This is a genomic window from Sphingobacterium multivorum, from assembly GCF_039511225.1.
Lineage (GTDB): Bacteria > Bacteroidota > Bacteroidia > Sphingobacteriales > Sphingobacteriaceae > Sphingobacterium.
Genome location: NZ_CP154261.1, coordinates 5,878,751 through 5,895,199 on the forward strand (window position 1 = coordinate 5,878,751; position 16,449 = coordinate 5,895,199).

Here is a 16,449-nt window from a genome sequence, read left to right on the forward strand (position 1 = left end):
TAAGCGATCTATAAAAACAAAAAAGGGTTAGTATTACTACTAACCCTTTTCGTTAATCTCTTTCTATTATAACTTAATTTCTTCATCCTTCGCATTGAAGAAATGGAATTCAGTTAGATAATATGACGTCATTGGATTTACTTTAATCCATTTTCCGTACTTCATGAACCATTTCATTCTTTTAGAAATCAAACCAGACTTAATGTAGGCGTCTATATAAGGGTGAACACATAAGGTCACCTTCTTTTCGTTCTGTTCTTGAAGAATAAAGCTCAAATTATTTTCTATATCATCCATAAGGACAATACTTGATCGGATTTCTCCTGTACCATCACAAGCCGGACATTTTTCGTTTGTGACAATATTCATTTCAGGTCTAACGCGCTGACGTGTGATTTGAACCAATCCAAATTTACTTGGAGGCAAAATTGTATGTCTCGCTCTATCCGCTACCATACATTCTTTTAAGAACGTATACAGCTCTTTTCGATGATTGGGTTTATGCATATCGATAAAATCGATGACTACAATTCCGCCCATATCACGCAAACGCAGCTGTCGCGCAATTTCTTTTGCTGCTTCCATATTGACCAGCAATGCATTGTCTTCCTGATTCTCCTTATTCGCAGAACGGTTACCACTGTTGACATCGATGACATGCAGGGCTTCGGTATGCTCAATAACGAGATACGCACCACCAGGCAATGTTACCGTTTTGCCAAAAGCTGCCTTGATTTGCTTTTCAACTCCGAAATGATCAAAAATTGGCTCTTTATGTTTATAAAGTTTGACAATTTTCTCCAAATCTGGAGATATATCGTGTATATATGATTTTGTTTCTTCGAAGATCGAAGGATCATTAACATAAATATGTGAAAACTCGTCTGTCAAAATATCTCGTAGAATAGTGGATGCACGATCCATTTCGCCAAGAACCTTTTGAGGCGGTTCAGCATTACGAAGACGTTTGGTAAATAGTTCCCATTTTGAGATCAGGTCCAATAAGTCACGTTGTAGTTCTTCAACACCCTTACCTTCGGAAACTGTACGAATGATAACGCCAAAATTAGCTGGCTTAATCCCTTCGACAATCTTTTTTAGGCGGTTGCGTTCATTACTACCTTTGATACGCTTGGAAATGGAAACAGTACTTGAGAAAGGTACCAAAACGACAAAACGACCTGCTATTGAAAGGTCTGAACTCAGACGCGGTCCTTTTGTTGAAATAGGTTCTTTGGCGATTTGTACTGGCACGAGCATATTTTTGCTCAAGACATCAGAGATCTTACCAGCTTTATCGATATCCTTTTCAAGTTTTAAACTATTGAGCAGTTTCTCTTGATAACTGCCATTCTTCACTATACGCGTAAGCTTTAGCAAAGATTGAACTTGAGGACCCAAATCTAAATAATGTAGAAAAGCATCCTTTTCGTAGCCTACATCTACGAAAGCTGCATTAAGCCCAGGCATAATTCGCTTGATACGTCCGAGATAGATATCTCCAACGGCGAAGTTATTATTTGCGGGCTCGCGGTTAAGTTCAACAAGCTGCTTATCTTGTAGTAAAGCAATAGTTACCCCTTTATCAGGAGTTGAATCGATAATTAATTCCTTTACCAAAAGCTACTCATTTTTGATACCTATGCAATATCCTATCGCAATCTTGGGTATCCGATTAAACATTTAAAGAACGTTGTTACGAAAAAAACAATCTACATCCCCTTCACAGACATGTAGATCGTTTCGTAAAGCTATCTCAGCAAAATGGGCCAAGATGTTTAAAAGCTTATCACAAGACTATTTTTTCTTGTGTCTATTTTTTCTTAAACGTTTTTTACGTTTGTGAGTAGCCATCTTGTGTCTTTTTCTTTTTTTTCCGCTTGGCATAGCTAAATTTTTTAATGATTATAAAATAATAAATTAATTACTTGCTCAATTCGGCGATCTTTCGATCGATGAATTGTGATAGGGAAGGATCGGCAGCCAATTCCTTACTGTTTTGAAAAGCTGTAACGGCTTCCTTTTTCATCCCAATATTTTCATAGCCTGTGGCTAAGTAAAAGTATGACTCAGCATCGGGTTTTTGATCGATAACGGTCTTAAAACGCTCGATGGCTTTGTCAAACTGACGGGATTGTAATGAAAACAATCCCAAAGTTTTGTTTGCTTCTAAATTTTTAGGATCGGCAGCAACGACTTCCCGCAATAAGGCAATACCTGCCATAGGGTTGTTCGTTCCCGATACCATTGCGGCACCCAATCCTGTTTTTGCATCTAAACTACTTGTATTCGCTTTTAACGCAGCCTCATATGCATGAATAGCATTTTGATTCAACGCTTGAGCTAAAGTAGAATCCTGCAAATTTGTATAAGCGGCACGATAAGCATTACCTGCTTTCAACCAATACTCAAACTTCGGTGAAACCTTTGCCATTTCCTCATAAATGAAAGCCTGAGGAGCTGGTTTTGCGACATCATCCCACTTATCTGCCAACTGTTGCAACAGCTTTATCTTATCCTCTCCAGAAGCTTTTGCAACTTGGCCCTCAATATCGGAAATTTCTTTGACTAAACTAGCATCTAAACCTTGTTTTGTCATCGAAGATATATTTTCCAAATTCACTTCATTGGACGGCTTCGACTCAGATGCTGCAGCAGTTTGTTTTTCTTTGTTCACCAAACCTTTAATAGGCTGCGCTAAAAGCACAGCAACCAAGGCTACTACTGATCCTATGACTATTATCTGTTTGGTTTTTGCCATTTTAATCTATTTTAAAGATTATTTATTGCCATTCTTTACTTTCTCTACGAAAATTTTTGCTGGCTTGAAACTAGGAACAAAGTGTTCAGGGATAATGATTGCTGTATTTTTTGAAATGTTTCTTGCAGTCTTCTCAGCTCTTTTTTTGACTACGAAGCTACCAAAACCTCTTACATATACATTTTCTCCTCCGATCATTGCGTTTTTGACAACTTTAAAGAACGCCTCTACGGTTTCTTGAACATCTACCTTCTCTAAGCCAGTTTTGGTAGAGATTTCTGCAATAATTTCTGCTTTAGTCATATCTATTTTACTGTAATTATTTATTTTTCAACCCTTAAGCCAACTAATGTTTGGGGATGCAAAAGTATTGTTTTAAAATGAGTAATGGAAATTATTTAAATACTTTTTTGATAAATAAGCTTCCAAAAGCCAAACATTTACAATCAATTAACGAGACATTACGTTCGACCAACCCTTAAATAAATCTCAAAAATAAAAACAATTATCTAATTTACAAGATGTTGACTTATTAGTTGTCATATAAAAATCAATATATGCCAATTGCATGACTTAGCTGATCCAAATCTGCCTTAGTATGGTGTGCATTTACCACAATCCGATTTAATAGGGGATCTGTACCAAGAGGATAAGGAAAACTTGACACCAGTACTCCGGCATTCATCAGCCTCGCATAAAGGCCCGTATCCGTTGATGAAAACACCGGAAAATTAGCAACAGCACTTAATCCAGACCCCATATGTGCTTTGAATGAATCAATATTATTCTGCAACTTTTCGAATTGCTGTAAATAGATCTGCTCTCCATGGATAAATGCATATAAGCTCGCTGGCGAACTTGGAGAAGCCCCTGTATAAAAGTTTGATCGCTTGAAATACTTAATTCGTTCTTCATCGGCCAAAATCAATCCAGCATCTGTTGCCAGGCCTTTTGCCAAGGATGCGACGACAATCAGCTCAATATTAGCCTGTTGAAAACTACTCTTATCTAATGAAATGCCATTCTTGCGCAAAACTCCTATTCCGTGAGAATCATCCAAGAGGAGTATAATTTTTTTGTCCGGATCAATACGATTGAAAACACTGAAATCGTATAATTCCGGTCGCATATTGTCCAAGCTGTTACTAACGATGATAAATGATTTTTGGGGTGAATGATTGATATACTCGATCGTTGCATTGGCCCAGTCAACAAAATGTCCAGTTGCTGCAGGATTTTTATCTAACCATAAAGAAGGGTGACATGCGGGTGCGTACAATACTTCGCCTTCAGTTGCCAAGGTTCTTACAAGAAATTGCGTCGCCAGATATCCACTTGAGAGCAACAGACTTGCTTCAAAACCAAAACGCATTGCAGCATATTCTTCCGCTTGATCAAATATGGCCTGTTGCACATTATTATTTCGTGAAGTGCCATTGTTAATACCATATCGCTGTATACCTTCTATGAAAATCGCAGCATATGCTTGATCTGTTGCCAGTCCTAGATAGGAAGTTCCACCGAAAAAAAGATATTCCTTACCGTCCACTGTGATAACGCGACCTGTTGGTTGTTCTAAATGTGTAAAATTATTCATCTATGTATAGCCGATTCATTTAATTAGCGGGTCAATACTTCGGGGTTGGCGATATGCTGTGGATTACCCTCGGAAAAGGCAACAATATTCTCAAAAGCAAGTCTAAATAATCGTTCATAACCATTCTTCTCCACATAGCCAATATGTGGCGTACAAAGCACATTTGGTAGCTGCAATAAAGGATAGTTAGGATCAAAGATTGGCTCGGACTCATAGACATCTACCGCAGCCATTCCCGGAACACCTGTTTCGAGAGCGGTCAATAGTGCCCCCTCCTCAACCAACTCAGCACGGGAAGTATTGACAAAAAGTGCAGTCGGCTTCATAGACCTGAGATCCTCGAGCTTTACGATACCTCGCGTCGCAGGCACTAACCGAAGGTGTAAAGTAACAACATCTGAAAAATGAAAAAAATCGGATTTACTTGTTGCAGCTAAAAAACCGTCTTTTACAGCTTCTTCTCGGGAATTTTCGCTTCCCCAAACAATTACTTGGGCACCAAAAGCCTTTGCATATTGCGCTATTCGCTTCCCTATTTTTCCATAACTCCATATCCCTATTGTTTTTCCGGAGACACATTCTCCTATGTTCGTTTGCCATAGCCCTTTGTCCATATCTGAAAGAGCCTTAGGTAAACCTCGGAGTGCATTCATGATCAAAAGCCAGGTCAATTCAGCTGGAGCGACAGGAGAACCCATACTTTCAGCAACAGCCACATGAAAGCTGCTACAAACAGCCAAATCCAAATGATTTGAAATTTTGCCCGTTTGGCTGATCAACTTTAGTTTGGGAAGCTGGGACAACAGATCTTCTGTAATCTGGGTCCGTTCTCTGATGAGCACTAGCGCTTCCGTATCGCTTAATTTTTCCGCCAGTAAAGCCGGATCTGAATAGGACTGTTTCAATATTTGGACATCGTGACCATCAAGAATTTTGAAACAGTCCAACTGTCGGACAGCGTCTTGATAGTCATCTAAAATGGTTATTCGCATTTTTTTTGACTTAATTTTAAACTCTTATTTTCAATATCCAACGAAAGTAAAAGGCTTTTATATGCCTATAACTTCATCGCATATAAAAGCAATATAGTACGTTCCCATCTTTCCATTGCGGAACTTATTTAGGAAGGAAATTTTGCTTTTCGATATCAATTTACAGCATAAAGTTGGAATCCTGCAATTCGTCATGATATTTTGACATTCCATCCACTCTTTTTCGCAGAAGCACTTACAGCCGCTGATATTTGAATAAAAATAAAGAAAAATGAAGCTGTTATTAACCTTACTATTTTTAAGTATTACCATCGTATCGGCACAGTCTATCTTAAAAGGGAAAGTACTGGGCAAAAACGGCAAACCGATATATTTAGCCAATGTTTTTATTGACGGCACCTATGATGGCGGCACGACCGATTCGCTTGGAAACTTTATGTTTGAAACTAGTGAACAAGGTCCTATAATGCTGAAAGCGTCTGTTGTGGGCCTCCCAACATATAGTAAGTCTATCCAGCTTCCTCAGAAAGAATTGCTTATTATTCAAATGCAAGAAAGTGAGAATCGCCTACAGGAAGTCACGATTCAGGCAGGGGTGCTACAAGCCAATAGCTCCGGAAAAAACACGGTAATGAGTCCATTGGATATTGTCACTACGGCAGGCAGCATGGGAAACATCATCAGCGCATTAGCAACATTGCCCGGTGCACAGGTTGGGGGAGAAAATGGACGTCTTATGGTTCACGGTGGAGATGCCTCCGAAACACAGACCTACATCAATGGAATCAGAGTAGCCCAACCTTACACCGCAACACCCAATGAAGTTCCTGTAAGGGGTCGATTTTCACCCATGCTCTTTAAAGGCGTAAATTTCTCTACAGGTGGTTATTCGGCAGAATTTGGTAATGCGCTATCCAGCATTCTAGCCCTAAACACCGAAAATACCATAGAACAGCGCAAAACAGAGTTTTCACTATCTTCCGTTGGACTAGGTTTGGGACATACCTTACAATGGGGCAAAAACTCCCTCACCTTCAACAGCAGTTATACCAACTTAAAACCTTATTCCAAAATTATTACGCCAGATATCAAATGGACAAAACCCTATGAAAACGCCTCCGGAGAAATGATCTATCGTCATCAGTTTAAAGAAGGCTTTCTAAATATCTATGGGGCATACAATTTCGAAAATATGAGCCTTTACCAAGCAGACATCAATTATGAGCAACCTGTCCCATTGAAAAAGAAATCCAACAATGCCTACGCCAACATCAGTTACAGTCAGAATCTGGGAAATCGATGGACATTCCAGTCCGGTATTGGCCTAGGCTACCTGACCGATAAGCTACACTACGATGAAATCTACCTGCCTAATGAAGAAAAGAGTCTTCATCTAAAAGGAACGCTAAGTAAGATCTGGAACAATAAGATTAAAAGTATTGGCGGAATAGAATATTTCGACACCAATTATCAAGAAGAATATCACCGACAAACCATTGATTATCGCTACGGGTATCATAGCAAGATGACCGCCGTATTTACGGAAACGACCTTCGGCATCCTCCCGAACTTAATCGGAAAGATTGGCTTACGAGAAACTTCCTCCAATTTGCAGGCGAAGAGCACGTTAGAACCAAGAGCTTCGCTGGGCTACGCATTAAATAAATATACGCAGCTCTCACTTGCCTATGGGAACTTCCATCAGCAGGCGCCAACACCTCTATTAAAATATGCCCCTCAGCTTGACTGGATGGAGGCCAATCACTATATCGCCAATTATTTCTATGCGCGTGGCGGCCACTTACTTCGCTTAGAAGCTTATCGCAAAGAATATAACAATTTGGTAAAATACAACAGTGCGACGCCAAAATACGACAGCCAATATGACAATAACGGGAGCGGTAAGGTCAAAGGCTTTGACTTATTTTATAAAAACAGCAGCAGCATCAAAAACCTCCAATACTGGATTTCATATTCCTATACGGACAGTAAGCGAAATGAAGCGAACTATCCGACGACAGTCACTCCCCCATATATCTACAAACACAGTTTCTATATCGTTGGGAAATACTGGCTACCCAGTCTACGTTCACAGCTCAGTGTGACAAATTCGTTTGTATCCGGCAGAAATTACAATGATCCCAATCAAACAGTATTTATGAATAGCCATACAAAAGGTTACAATAATCTCTCTATGAGTTGGTCGTTCCTTTATAGCCAGCAAAAAATTATCCATTTCTCCGTCAGTAATGTTCTTGGCGCTAGCCCAATCTATGGCTATCAATATGCAGACCGACCAAATTCACAAGGAATCTATGACCGTAGACCGATTGTCCCTACCGCCAAGCGCTTTGTGTTTCTGGGCTATTTCTGGACAATTAGTAAAAATGAAAAGGACAATCAATTGGACAATCTATAATAAGCATCAACTCATCATCGAAATATGTCGGTCCATCCAAAATTATTTCTATTTGCAGCGAAGGATTGCCAACTTCAAGAACAATCAATAAAATATACATCACACACAACAACAATAACTTAGAAAAATATTTAAACTAAAAACGAAAGATCATGAAATCATTTATTATCGTCCTCATCTGCCTTATAAGCGGCAGCGCGTTTGCACAAGGCAATTTTGAAAAAAGTATGGGACAAGCCATGAGTCTATGGCAATCGGGAGAGACACAAAAAGCGGCCGCTCTTTTAGAGCGTATTGCACAGGCAGAAAAGGACAATTGGATTCCTGCCTATTATCAGGCCATGGTACTGACAACAGCATCCTTCAGGGAGAAAAATAAAGAGACACAGGCAAAATATATACAGTCTGCAGAAGAAATACTAAACAATAGTGCCCAGGAAAATAATTCGGAATGGCTCGTGCTGAGAGCGATGAACCAAACAGCATTGATGATTACAGACCCCATGACAAAAGGCAAAGAGCTTTCGCCTAAGATTATAGGTCTATATCAAAAAGCCATCAGCCTTGCGCCAAACAATCCACGTGCGGTATTGGGACTAGCGGAATTCCAAATAAACGCAAAAAAATATTTCAACCAGGATACCAGCAAAGAATGTGAGGATGCAAAGAAAGCACTATCTTTATTCGGTGAAGAGAAGATTACTACGCCATTTGCACCTTCATGGGGCAAAGATCGGGCAGAACAACTCGTAAAGGAATGCAAATAACACATTGTGAAAAAAGCACCATTTAAAGCGATTATACAAGCACTACTCGCAAGCTTGGTCGTGACCATCTATTTTGTGGTTGTGGCCAAGCTTGACCATAACGATGTCCCTTGGATATCCATCATCTTTCACCCTAATATGGTCCGAGGTTTACTATACGGATTTTTTCTCTTTCTAGGTCATAGCTATCTATCGAAATGGGTTGGGAAAAAGTACCCAAACAGTAAAGATTTTGTGAAGAAGATAATTGTTTTTTACAGTATCAGTTTCTTCTTGACCGTACTGGTCGTTTTTATTGTCAATGCTTTTTTCTCTGGACTTTTTAACCCGGGTGTTCCCAAAAATTTCGCTCAGCGTTTTCACCAATTTATTCATCAACAACGTGTTGCATATTATTTTCAAACCGCGATGATATCTTGGTGCATTTCAATGATTTTTTTTGGTTTCTATTTCTATAAAAGATTCAAAGATTACCAAATCAAAGAGTCTCATCAGGAAAAACAACAAATAGCAGCACAATTTGAGTCGCTCAAGCATCAACTCGACCCACATTTTTTGTTCAACAGTTTGAATGTATTGAATGGATTAATTGAGGAAAGCCCTAAAAAAGCCAGTATGTTTACGACAGACCTTTCTAGGATATATCGCTATGTATTGGAACAAAGGGGCAAAAGCCTCGTTTCTTTACAGGAAGAGCTTACTTTTTCAAAGGCTTATTTAAACCTTTTGAGTCTGCGCTTCGAAGCCGGTATACAGATCGATCTACAGATCAATGCGGAGCAGCATACTGGTTTTATATTACCGCTTTCCCTTCAATTACTGATCGAAAATGCAATCAAACACAATATTATTTCGATCAGGAAGCCGCTTTTATTGAAGATTTATAGAAAAAATAATTACCTCTATGTTGAAAACAATCTTCAAAAAAAGAAAGTGCTCCATGATCATTCGGGAATCGGTTTGAAAAATATTCAGGAACGTTATGCTATCCTGTCCAATCTAGCGGTGCATATTCAGGAAACTGATCTATTATTTTCTGTCGGATTGCCCATCATCAATGAAATAACCCCCTAGAACCATGGAATCTTCAATAAATACATGCGGCTAAGCACTGAAAGACAACATCTACCCAGCGGCATTGTGCCTCACTAAATTAAACGGCACAAAGATTTGATAATCGATAAGAAGCACGATAAGCAATGAAAATATTAATTATAGAAGACGAACTTCCATCGGCGAGATTACTTCAAAGAAAACTTGAGGAGCTCGGTTATACCGTATCTGCTGTACTGCAAACGGTGGAAGAATCCATTGAGTGGTTTATGTCAAACAGTGACCCAGACCTCCTTTTTTTGGATATTCAGCTCGCGGATGGGATTTCATTTGACATCCTGGAGCAGGTGAAACCCAGTTCGGCCATTATTTTTACCACCGCATACGATGAATATATGTTGCGTGCTTTTAAACAAAATAGCATCGATTACCTGCTGAAGCCAATTGAAGATGAAGAATTGGAAAATGCAATTGAAAAATTCCGCCAATTTAGACACCCCAATCCTCCGTTCGATCTGGCATCGCTTGAAGCGTTGTTTAGAAACCCTAACCCAACATTTAAGGAACGCTTTACAATCAAAATTGGCCAAAGTCTAAAAGTTGTGACAAGCCAGCAAGTTGAATGCATTTACAGCGAAAACAAAGGCACTTACCTTTATACCAACGAAAATGGAAACTATCTTTTGGATCAGACATTGGATGCGTTGATGCCACAACTATCTCCTAAGGATTTCTTTAGGATCAATCGAAGCACGATTATTCAATTTGATGCCATCAAAAATATTGCTGTACATTCCAATGCCCGGCTAAAAATATACCTTAAACATTATGAATCGGATGAGCTTATTGTCTCCCGGGAGAAAGTCTCAGTCTTCAAAAAATGGCTTGACAATTAGTCTTGCCGTTCCCAAAAAGTACGATAGGGTAATTGCTTTACAAGAGAAATAGGCTAGCATAAAAAATGGCCCGTCAAATTTAGCGTTTGGCAGACATAACCAAGCTAAGACAAAGCGCGAAACTAAGCTACATATTGATTCGATAATTTAGCGGAATACTAAATCGAAGAGACACCGCAAACCCCTTTATCGGATTATAATCTCTTTTTTCATTGATTGAAAATCCATAACCAAAATCAAGATCCACCAATGTAGCCAAGCTCACCCCAACTTTGGGGGTAATGGTATATGGAGTAAGTTCTGTACGAACAAAAGGAGTCAAGACATAGGTTTGGGGATAATACGTTATTGCAGCCTCAGGGATTACGGCAAACTTTTTTTGTGTCCAAGTAAAGTTTGCTGTTGCATCTGCTCGCAGTATATGATCTCCACTAAAAGGGAATGCGAAATAAGCACCCGTTTTTAATACACTGCCTTTTTGGAACTGATAACTCAGTGAAGGACCGATTAAATAATCTTGCGCTTTTAGGTTGCTAACCAGCGTTAACAACGCAACAAGCGGCCCCAGGAGTTTATAGATCGTCTTACTGCACATTTTCCAATTAATAAATATGAAAATTGAGCGGAATATTTACCCCCACTGAAACGGTAATTCCGTCAATCGGCTTAAAATTTTTCTTCGTATTATAATCAAATCCATAACCTATTCCCAGATCCACAATGGAGAATAGACTGGCCCCCACTTTTGGCGTTATGGTGTAAGGTGTTAACTCTGCTTTCACAAAAGGGAAAAGAACAAAATCATTTAGATAGTAAGTAAATCCCAGCTCTGGAATAACCGTCGTTTTATCTTCCATCCAGCTGAAATTAGCTCCGGCATCAATTTTCATATATTGAAAATCATTAGGTGCAAATAAGCCCCAGCCCGAAACTTTCAGAAAATTGCCACTTTGATACTGATAGCCAACTGAAGGACCCCAGATCCATTTATTATGTTGTTTCCAGGGCTTATCTTGTGCTTTAGACAACGTAGTAAAGAGAAAAAGGATAGTAAATAACGATAATATTCTTAGTTTCATCCAGCTAAATTACAAACTATAATCTATTTTATGGAATACAACAGGTGCATACCAGAATAGTTTTACTTAAGACAGAAAAACAGTAAATATATACACACACAGTTGATGAACAAAAGTATAGTTTAGGCCGGTCTTTAATAAGGTAATATCTTGATTCGGATAAACTGTGATCGTTCGTTCAACGATCCTTCATCGCCCCAATAGCCATCAATATGGTTGGCAGCAGTATATATACATCCATCGTTGCCCCAGAACATCAATTCCTCTTTCCAGGTTGGCATCCACTCTTTAAAACTAACAAAAAGCATCGGCGTCACCTTTCCTTGTTTCACGTGGAAGAGCTGCAAGTCACCTGTCGATTCATATGGATCGGCGTGCAAAGTCATCAGATAATTTTTATCGGCAGAAAAGTAGGGATAATCCCCACATTCCACAATTAGATGACCATCCCGTTTATCAAAAAGTCGCACATCAGCACTTTCCCAGTAATTCCCATCAACGGCAAAAGCATTTAGAAAATCATAATGTCCTTTATAAGAATAACTGGCTTCCAATTCATTATCGATATCCTTATCCGTAAAAGTTAACTTTTTCCCATTGGTCAAAGGCAATTCCAAGATCTTTCCGTTTTTAGGATAAGACAGGGTATCCTTGATCAAATAATTTTTGGCCGTATTCTGAGCGGCTAGGAACGTTTGTTTATCAATCAACTCTAACTGGAGATACTTATCTAAAGAATGCCCCTTTTCATAATACATTTCTTTACCATTTATAGTAAGAGAGACGATTGAATTTAAATCTCTGGGGGAAATTGTAATCTGATCCTGTTTCCCCAGCCTGGACTTCGCTACATACACTTTTTCCCATCGTGTAATATCACCTGTTTCGCCATTTTCCCCTTTGTAATCGCGCTGTATACGGTCCATGACAGCAACCCATTCTCCTTCTTCACCGATCACATCCAGCTTGGTGCCATAGGGATATTTTCCTAATAGCGGAGCCGCTCCATCTGCACCTTGTCTAAGTTCGACTCCAGCACGATCAACAACATAGGTGTTTTTTAAAACCTTTGTCTTGTCATAGTCAATCGGCAAAGGAGGAAATTTAGCAGCATTCATCGTATCCTTCACGGCAATGGTTTTAAGTTCAGAAGAATCCTTTAAATCTGTATTATTAACCTTCGTATTGTGACCACAGCTCAAGATTCCCATGAATAATGTTGCTCCAAGGAATAAAGATAGGGGTGAAAATAGTTGTCTATTCATAAAGGTCAAGGTAGCGATTCCCATGCCAAAAAAAATACTGGTTTTCAGGGGTTCTCCGAGAGCCAATACGATTATCCAAAGGTTCACAGTTTTAGCGAGGTAAAATCTAAAGCTCATTCCAAATTTGAACGAGATCCTTTGAATAGGATATCTATAGCCACAAAGGCTCGTTAAAAACCTGAGGAATTTTTAGTCTCTTAGCCATAAATTTTTCCCTTTAATTTGTAAACCGGCCTCTGACTTCCGTGCATGCACAATGGTACTAATGATAGCGATAAAGATGGTCAAGAAGCGGAAAAAATTGCTCCATCCATTTCCTGCAGCATTGTCTGCAACATCAAAAATCATCCATGCCGAATTCATCAAAACATGAAGTGCTATCGGTATCCAAAGATTAAAACTCCATTCGGCATACAACCACGAAAATAGGATAGAGCCGAAGAAAGTCGTACAAAAAATCAGGGTCAATTCTACGAAATCCTGACTCTGATAAAGATGCAGTATAGCAAAAAGGAATGAGGTGGCTAAAATGGATGGAATAAAACCTAGTCGCGTATAGCGAAAAACTAAACCAAAAAAATAGGCACGAAAGATCACTTCTTCAAAAAAACCCGATGACACACTATTTATTAATAGCGCATTTGGATCTATTTTGCGATTTAAGGTAAAAACAATGGCATACCCCAAGAACATGGGTAAGGTGGCTATAATTCCAAAAGAAAGCCCCTGTAAAAAAGAGCCTTTTAACCCAAATTTTTCCAAGAATTCATTCTGCCCTTTCGGTTTAAGTAGCATTGCCCCTAAAAGCAGTGGTATAAGGCTAATTGCATACGTCAGTACATGCCCCAAAAATCTACTGTGGACATAGTTGCCTATCATGGATTGCAGTATTGCAAAAAACAAATAATCAAGGATAAAGTATATTCCGAAGAAAAGAAATAATACCAGTAGGTTTAAACTTTTTGTGTTCATCTTTTTTTGAGCAAAATTATGCCCTTAACGATGAGTATACAAAGTTATGTGGCGTATGGCAAGATTTAGGGATGATTGACCATAGCGTGGGTGGTCTGCCCTATAAGTAGGGGCTAACGGATTTCAAAGCAGACCTCGAAATAACAGCACAATCTTCGGTATCTGCAAAACGTAACAAAAAGCCCTTGGCATTCCCTTCCTTTACAATGATTTTTTCAAAGTTGACAAGAAAGGACCGATGACATCGGTGAATAGACTTTGTATTGAACAGTTCAGACAAGCGACTTAACGTAATTCGCACCAGCCGCTTCTTCACCGCACCATCCATCCTAAAATAGATCATGCAATAATTATCCATCGATTTCGCAAAAATAAAATCGCTTGGCAGCAACTTCAAAAGTTGACTACCATTGGGAATATCGACCATGGCCAAATGGCAGTCATTCCCTTGGCTCAATATCATAGCCGGCTTTATCGAAAGACTTCCAATCGGCGAGTTATTTTTTTTATGATGTGAATGACGCTTATCAACTCGAAGCAAAAAATAAATCGTAGCGATAGGGCTGTAAAGTGAAAGCGTATAGCATCCAATATAGGGGAGGTTATCCCACTGCAAAGGGGCTTTATTGATGATCCAACCATGATAGACAAAATTTAAAAAACTTGATAATAGGAACACAAGAAAAATACGAATTAGTTCTATCCCAACCGTTCCCCTTTTTTTACGTAAGAGGATAGAAATTAAGACGTATGCAAAGGATAATATAACCCCGTATCCAGATAACAAGCTAAATTTATGGGCATGCTCAAAATTATACGTTCCAAATGGCTGAAAAACCAGCAGGAATACATACGCTGATAAGCCGAGTAAGAAGGCATATATGAACAGCTCTCTTATGGAGACAATTTCGGGAATTATGCTATTTAAATAACTTAAAACAGGTTTTTTATAGATCATGATTGCATAAATTTAGCGTTTTTCTTGTAATTAAAAGCGTACAGTAATAAAGACTTCTTCAAAAAAGGTAGAGAGAACAAAAATTTATAGCGAAAAAAGTGAAATATATTGAATTTATAATTTAACTTAGAAGATATTTTTTCAAGCATATATTAGGCCGCTGGAATTAAAATTGATTTGTCATATTATATATTAACGTAATTCTCCAAGCTATGCGTTTAGGTCAACTACTTACTTTATTTTTTTGTTCGACTTTTATCCTTGTTGTCCAAGCACAGGAAAAGCAAATTTTAATAGAAAATGTTAAACTGCTTGACTATACAACTCAAACGTTAACTGCAGCAAAACATGTTTTGATAAACGGGAACACGATTCAGACCATTAGTACATCTCCTATTGACGCGCGAGCTAAGAATATCGTTAGAATTGACGCTAAAGGCAAAACCCTAATGCCCGGATTGATTGATGTCCATGTCCATTTGGTATTTGGCGCTTTGACAATGCCTCAAATGATGACAAATGAATTATCTGAGGAATTCTTGATCAACACGGTGGGGCTCTCGGCGCAACAGATGTTAATGCGGGGTTTTACAAGTGTACGTGATGTCGGTGGTCCTATATTTCCATTAAAAGCAGCGATTGACAAGGGTAAGCTTTTGGGGCCTAGAATATGGCCTTCTGGTGCTGTTATCAGTCAAACTGCGGGACATGGAGATTTTCGGACACCGGCGGAAAAATCGCGCCGTTTTTTCGGCATTGTCTCCCGTGCGGAGCGATATGGAGCAACATTCATCGCCGATGGTCGTGATGAGGTCCTGACGGCAGTACGAGAGAATCTGCGATTCGGGGCAAGTCAAATTAAACTCATGGCAGGAGGAGGAACTTCTTCAGCATATGATCCTGTGGATGTTACTCAATATACGTTAGACGAAATGAAAGCAGCGGTAGAGGCAGCCGAAGACTGGGGAACTTATGTGACCGTACACGCGTATACGCCAAGAGCAATTCGAAGAGCGATCGAAGCTGGTGTAAAATGTATAGAACATGGACAATTGCTCGACGAAGAAACTTTGCAGCTAATCGCAGAAAAGAATATCTGGCTTAGTTTACAAAACCTAGTGGAAGATACACCCGATATGGATCCACAACGAAGAATCAAGCGTAAACCTGTTATTGAAGGTCAGGAAAGAGTATGGCCTATGGCTAAAAAATATGGAGTAAAGCTGGCTTGGGGGACAGACTTCCTTTTTGAACCGGAACTGAACAAAATGCAGAATGCTTTTATTTTGCGCCTTCAAAAGTGGTTTACAAATGCTGAGATCATTAAAATGATTACCCAAGACAACGGTGAACTTCTGCAGCTTTCGGGGTTAAGAAGTCCTTATCCTGGCAAGCTGGGAACAGTAGAAGAAGGAGCATTAGCAGATCTGATCCTCGTAGACGGAGATCCGCTTAAGAATTTAAAACTATTGGCAGATCCGGAAAAAAACTTCTTGTTAATCATGAAAGACGGTCAGATTCATAAAAATAGCCTCCAGAAGCATTAATATTTACATGGCTAAATTTATTGTATCTCGAAAATACCGCATCTTAAGATGATAAAATGTATTTTCGATGACATCAGTTAAAACGGGCTATTTTGGCTCGTCAAGGTGAAAAAGGAATCAAACAATTTTACCATCACATGGTG

The 16,449-nt window shown here is 39.1% G+C and carries 15 protein-coding genes; 5 read left to right on the plus strand and 10 right to left on the minus strand.

All coding sequences use genetic code 11. The features are described from left to right. Window positions 1–66: 66 nt before the first annotated feature. The 5 genes from AAH582_RS24495 to AAH582_RS24520 all read right to left on the minus strand — a co-directional run bounded on the left by AAH582_RS24495 (window position 67) and on the right by AAH582_RS24520 (window position 5,350). Window positions 67–1,620: an Rne/Rng family ribonuclease gene (locus tag AAH582_RS24495; protein WP_046673301.1), complete on the minus strand. Its 1,554-nt coding sequence runs from the start codon at window positions 1,618–1,620 to the stop codon at window positions 67–69. Window positions 1,621–1,924: 304 nt separating this feature from the next. Next, on the minus strand, window positions 1,925–2,761 hold the full coding sequence (locus AAH582_RS24505) for a tetratricopeptide repeat protein (protein WP_343320831.1): 837 nt from the start codon (window positions 2,759–2,761) through the stop codon (window positions 1,925–1,927). Window positions 2,762–2,779: 18 nt separating this feature from the next. Further along, complete coding sequence (locus AAH582_RS24510) at window positions 2,780–3,064, minus strand: HU family DNA-binding protein (RefSeq protein ID WP_046673299.1); 285 nt, start codon at window positions 3,062–3,064, stop codon at window positions 2,780–2,782. 247 nt (window positions 3,065–3,311) lie between these two features. After that, the gene (locus tag AAH582_RS24515) at window positions 3,312–4,358 is read right to left on the minus strand and encodes an 8-amino-7-oxononanoate synthase (protein ID WP_343320832.1); all 1,047 of its coding nucleotides are present in this window, start codon (window positions 4,356–4,358) and stop codon (window positions 3,312–3,314) included. A 23-nt stretch (window positions 4,359–4,381) separates the two neighbouring features. Beyond that, window positions 4,382–5,350 carry a D-2-hydroxyacid dehydrogenase family protein gene (locus tag AAH582_RS24520; RefSeq protein WP_343320833.1) on the minus strand — a complete coding sequence of 323 codons (969 nt, stop codon included), beginning with the start codon at window positions 5,348–5,350 and terminating at the stop codon, window positions 4,382–4,384. A gap of 271 nt (window positions 5,351–5,621) precedes the next feature. Between AAH582_RS24520 and AAH582_RS24525 the strand changes: the two genes are divergently transcribed. The 4 genes from AAH582_RS24525 to AAH582_RS24540 all read left to right on the plus strand — a co-directional run bounded on the left by AAH582_RS24525 (window position 5,622) and on the right by AAH582_RS24540 (window position 10,485). After that, window positions 5,622–7,769: a TonB-dependent receptor gene (locus AAH582_RS24525; RefSeq protein ID WP_343320834.1), complete on the plus strand. Its 2,148-nt coding sequence runs from the start codon at window positions 5,622–5,624 to the stop codon at window positions 7,767–7,769. Window positions 7,770–7,921: 152 nt separating this feature from the next. Further along, window positions 7,922–8,536 carry a tetratricopeptide repeat protein gene (locus tag AAH582_RS24530; RefSeq protein WP_343320835.1) on the plus strand — a complete coding sequence of 205 codons (615 nt, stop codon included), beginning with the start codon at window positions 7,922–7,924 and terminating at the stop codon, window positions 8,534–8,536. Window positions 8,537–8,542: 6 nt separating this feature from the next. Further along, window positions 8,543–9,610 (plus strand): sensor histidine kinase, encoded by a 1,068-nt coding sequence (locus AAH582_RS24535; protein ID WP_343320836.1) that lies wholly within the window; start codon window positions 8,543–8,545, stop codon window positions 9,608–9,610. A gap of 125 nt (window positions 9,611–9,735) precedes the next feature. Then, complete coding sequence (locus tag AAH582_RS24540) at window positions 9,736–10,485, plus strand: LytR/AlgR family response regulator transcription factor (protein ID WP_343320837.1); 750 nt, start codon at window positions 9,736–9,738, stop codon at window positions 10,483–10,485. A gap of 127 nt (window positions 10,486–10,612) precedes the next feature. On the opposite strand, the gene AAH582_RS24545 is transcribed toward AAH582_RS24540, so the two are convergent. From AAH582_RS24545 to AAH582_RS24565, 5 genes are all read right to left on the minus strand, one after another. Beyond that, on the minus strand, window positions 10,613–11,080 hold the full coding sequence (locus AAH582_RS24545; RefSeq protein WP_343320838.1) for a hypothetical protein: 468 nt from the start codon (window positions 11,078–11,080) through the stop codon (window positions 10,613–10,615). 7 nt (window positions 11,081–11,087) lie between these two features. Then, window positions 11,088–11,564: a hypothetical protein gene (locus AAH582_RS24550; RefSeq protein WP_343320839.1), complete on the minus strand. Its 477-nt coding sequence runs from the start codon at window positions 11,562–11,564 to the stop codon at window positions 11,088–11,090. A 134-nt stretch (window positions 11,565–11,698) separates the two neighbouring features. Continuing rightward, entirely contained in the window at window positions 11,699–12,916 is a 1,218-nt protein-coding gene (locus tag AAH582_RS24555; protein WP_343320840.1) for an SH3 domain-containing protein, read from the minus strand. Window positions 12,917–13,018: 102 nt separating this feature from the next. Further along, window positions 13,019–13,801, minus strand: a complete 783-nt coding sequence (locus AAH582_RS24560) for a CPBP family intramembrane glutamic endopeptidase (RefSeq protein ID WP_343320841.1) — start codon at window positions 13,799–13,801, stop codon at window positions 13,019–13,021. A gap of 100 nt (window positions 13,802–13,901) precedes the next feature. Further along, window positions 13,902–14,759, minus strand: coding sequence for a LytTR family DNA-binding domain-containing protein (locus tag AAH582_RS24565; RefSeq protein WP_343320842.1), 858 nt, complete (start codon window positions 14,757–14,759; stop codon window positions 13,902–13,904). A 212-nt stretch (window positions 14,760–14,971) separates the two neighbouring features. Between AAH582_RS24565 and AAH582_RS24570 the strand changes: the two genes are divergently transcribed. Further along, window positions 14,972–16,306: a metal-dependent hydrolase family protein gene (locus tag AAH582_RS24570; RefSeq protein ID WP_046673287.1), complete on the plus strand. Its 1,335-nt coding sequence runs from the start codon at window positions 14,972–14,974 to the stop codon at window positions 16,304–16,306. Window positions 16,307–16,449: the final 143 nt, after the last annotated feature.

Excerpts from the sequence above, each read along its gene's own strand:
- AAH582_RS24570 (WP_046673287.1), top strand. The coding sequence starts at position 14,972 with ATGCGTTTAGGTCAACTACTTACTTTATTTTTTTGTTCGACTTTTATC.
- AAH582_RS24505 (WP_343320831.1), bottom strand. The coding sequence starts at position 2,761 with ATGGCAAAAACCAAACAGATAATAGTCATAGGATCAGTAGTAGCCTTG.
- AAH582_RS24525 (WP_343320834.1), top strand. The coding sequence starts at position 5,622 with ATGAAGCTGTTATTAACCTTACTATTTTTAAGTATTACCATCGTATCG.
- AAH582_RS24515 (WP_343320832.1), bottom strand. The coding sequence starts at position 4,358 with ATGAATAATTTTACACATTTAGAACAACCAACAGGTCGCGTTATCACA.
- AAH582_RS24530 (WP_343320835.1), top strand. The coding sequence starts at position 7,922 with ATGAAATCATTTATTATCGTCCTCATCTGCCTTATAAGCGGCAGCGCG.
- AAH582_RS24565 (WP_343320842.1), bottom strand. The coding sequence starts at position 14,759 with ATGATCTATAAAAAACCTGTTTTAAGTTATTTAAATAGCATAATTCCC.
- AAH582_RS24520 (WP_343320833.1), bottom strand. The coding sequence starts at position 5,350 with ATGCGAATAACCATTTTAGATGACTATCAAGACGCTGTCCGACAGTTG.
- AAH582_RS24540 (WP_343320837.1), top strand. The coding sequence starts at position 9,736 with ATGAAAATATTAATTATAGAAGACGAACTTCCATCGGCGAGATTACTT.
- AAH582_RS24560 (WP_343320841.1), bottom strand. The coding sequence starts at position 13,801 with ATGAACACAAAAAGTTTAAACCTACTGGTATTATTTCTTTTCTTCGGA.
- AAH582_RS24550 (WP_343320839.1), bottom strand. The coding sequence starts at position 11,564 with ATGAAACTAAGAATATTATCGTTATTTACTATCCTTTTTCTCTTTACT.
- AAH582_RS24545 (WP_343320838.1), bottom strand. The coding sequence starts at position 11,080 with ATGTGCAGTAAGACGATCTATAAACTCCTGGGGCCGCTTGTTGCGTTG.
- AAH582_RS24510 (WP_046673299.1), bottom strand. The coding sequence starts at position 3,064 with ATGACTAAAGCAGAAATTATTGCAGAAATCTCTACCAAAACTGGCTTA.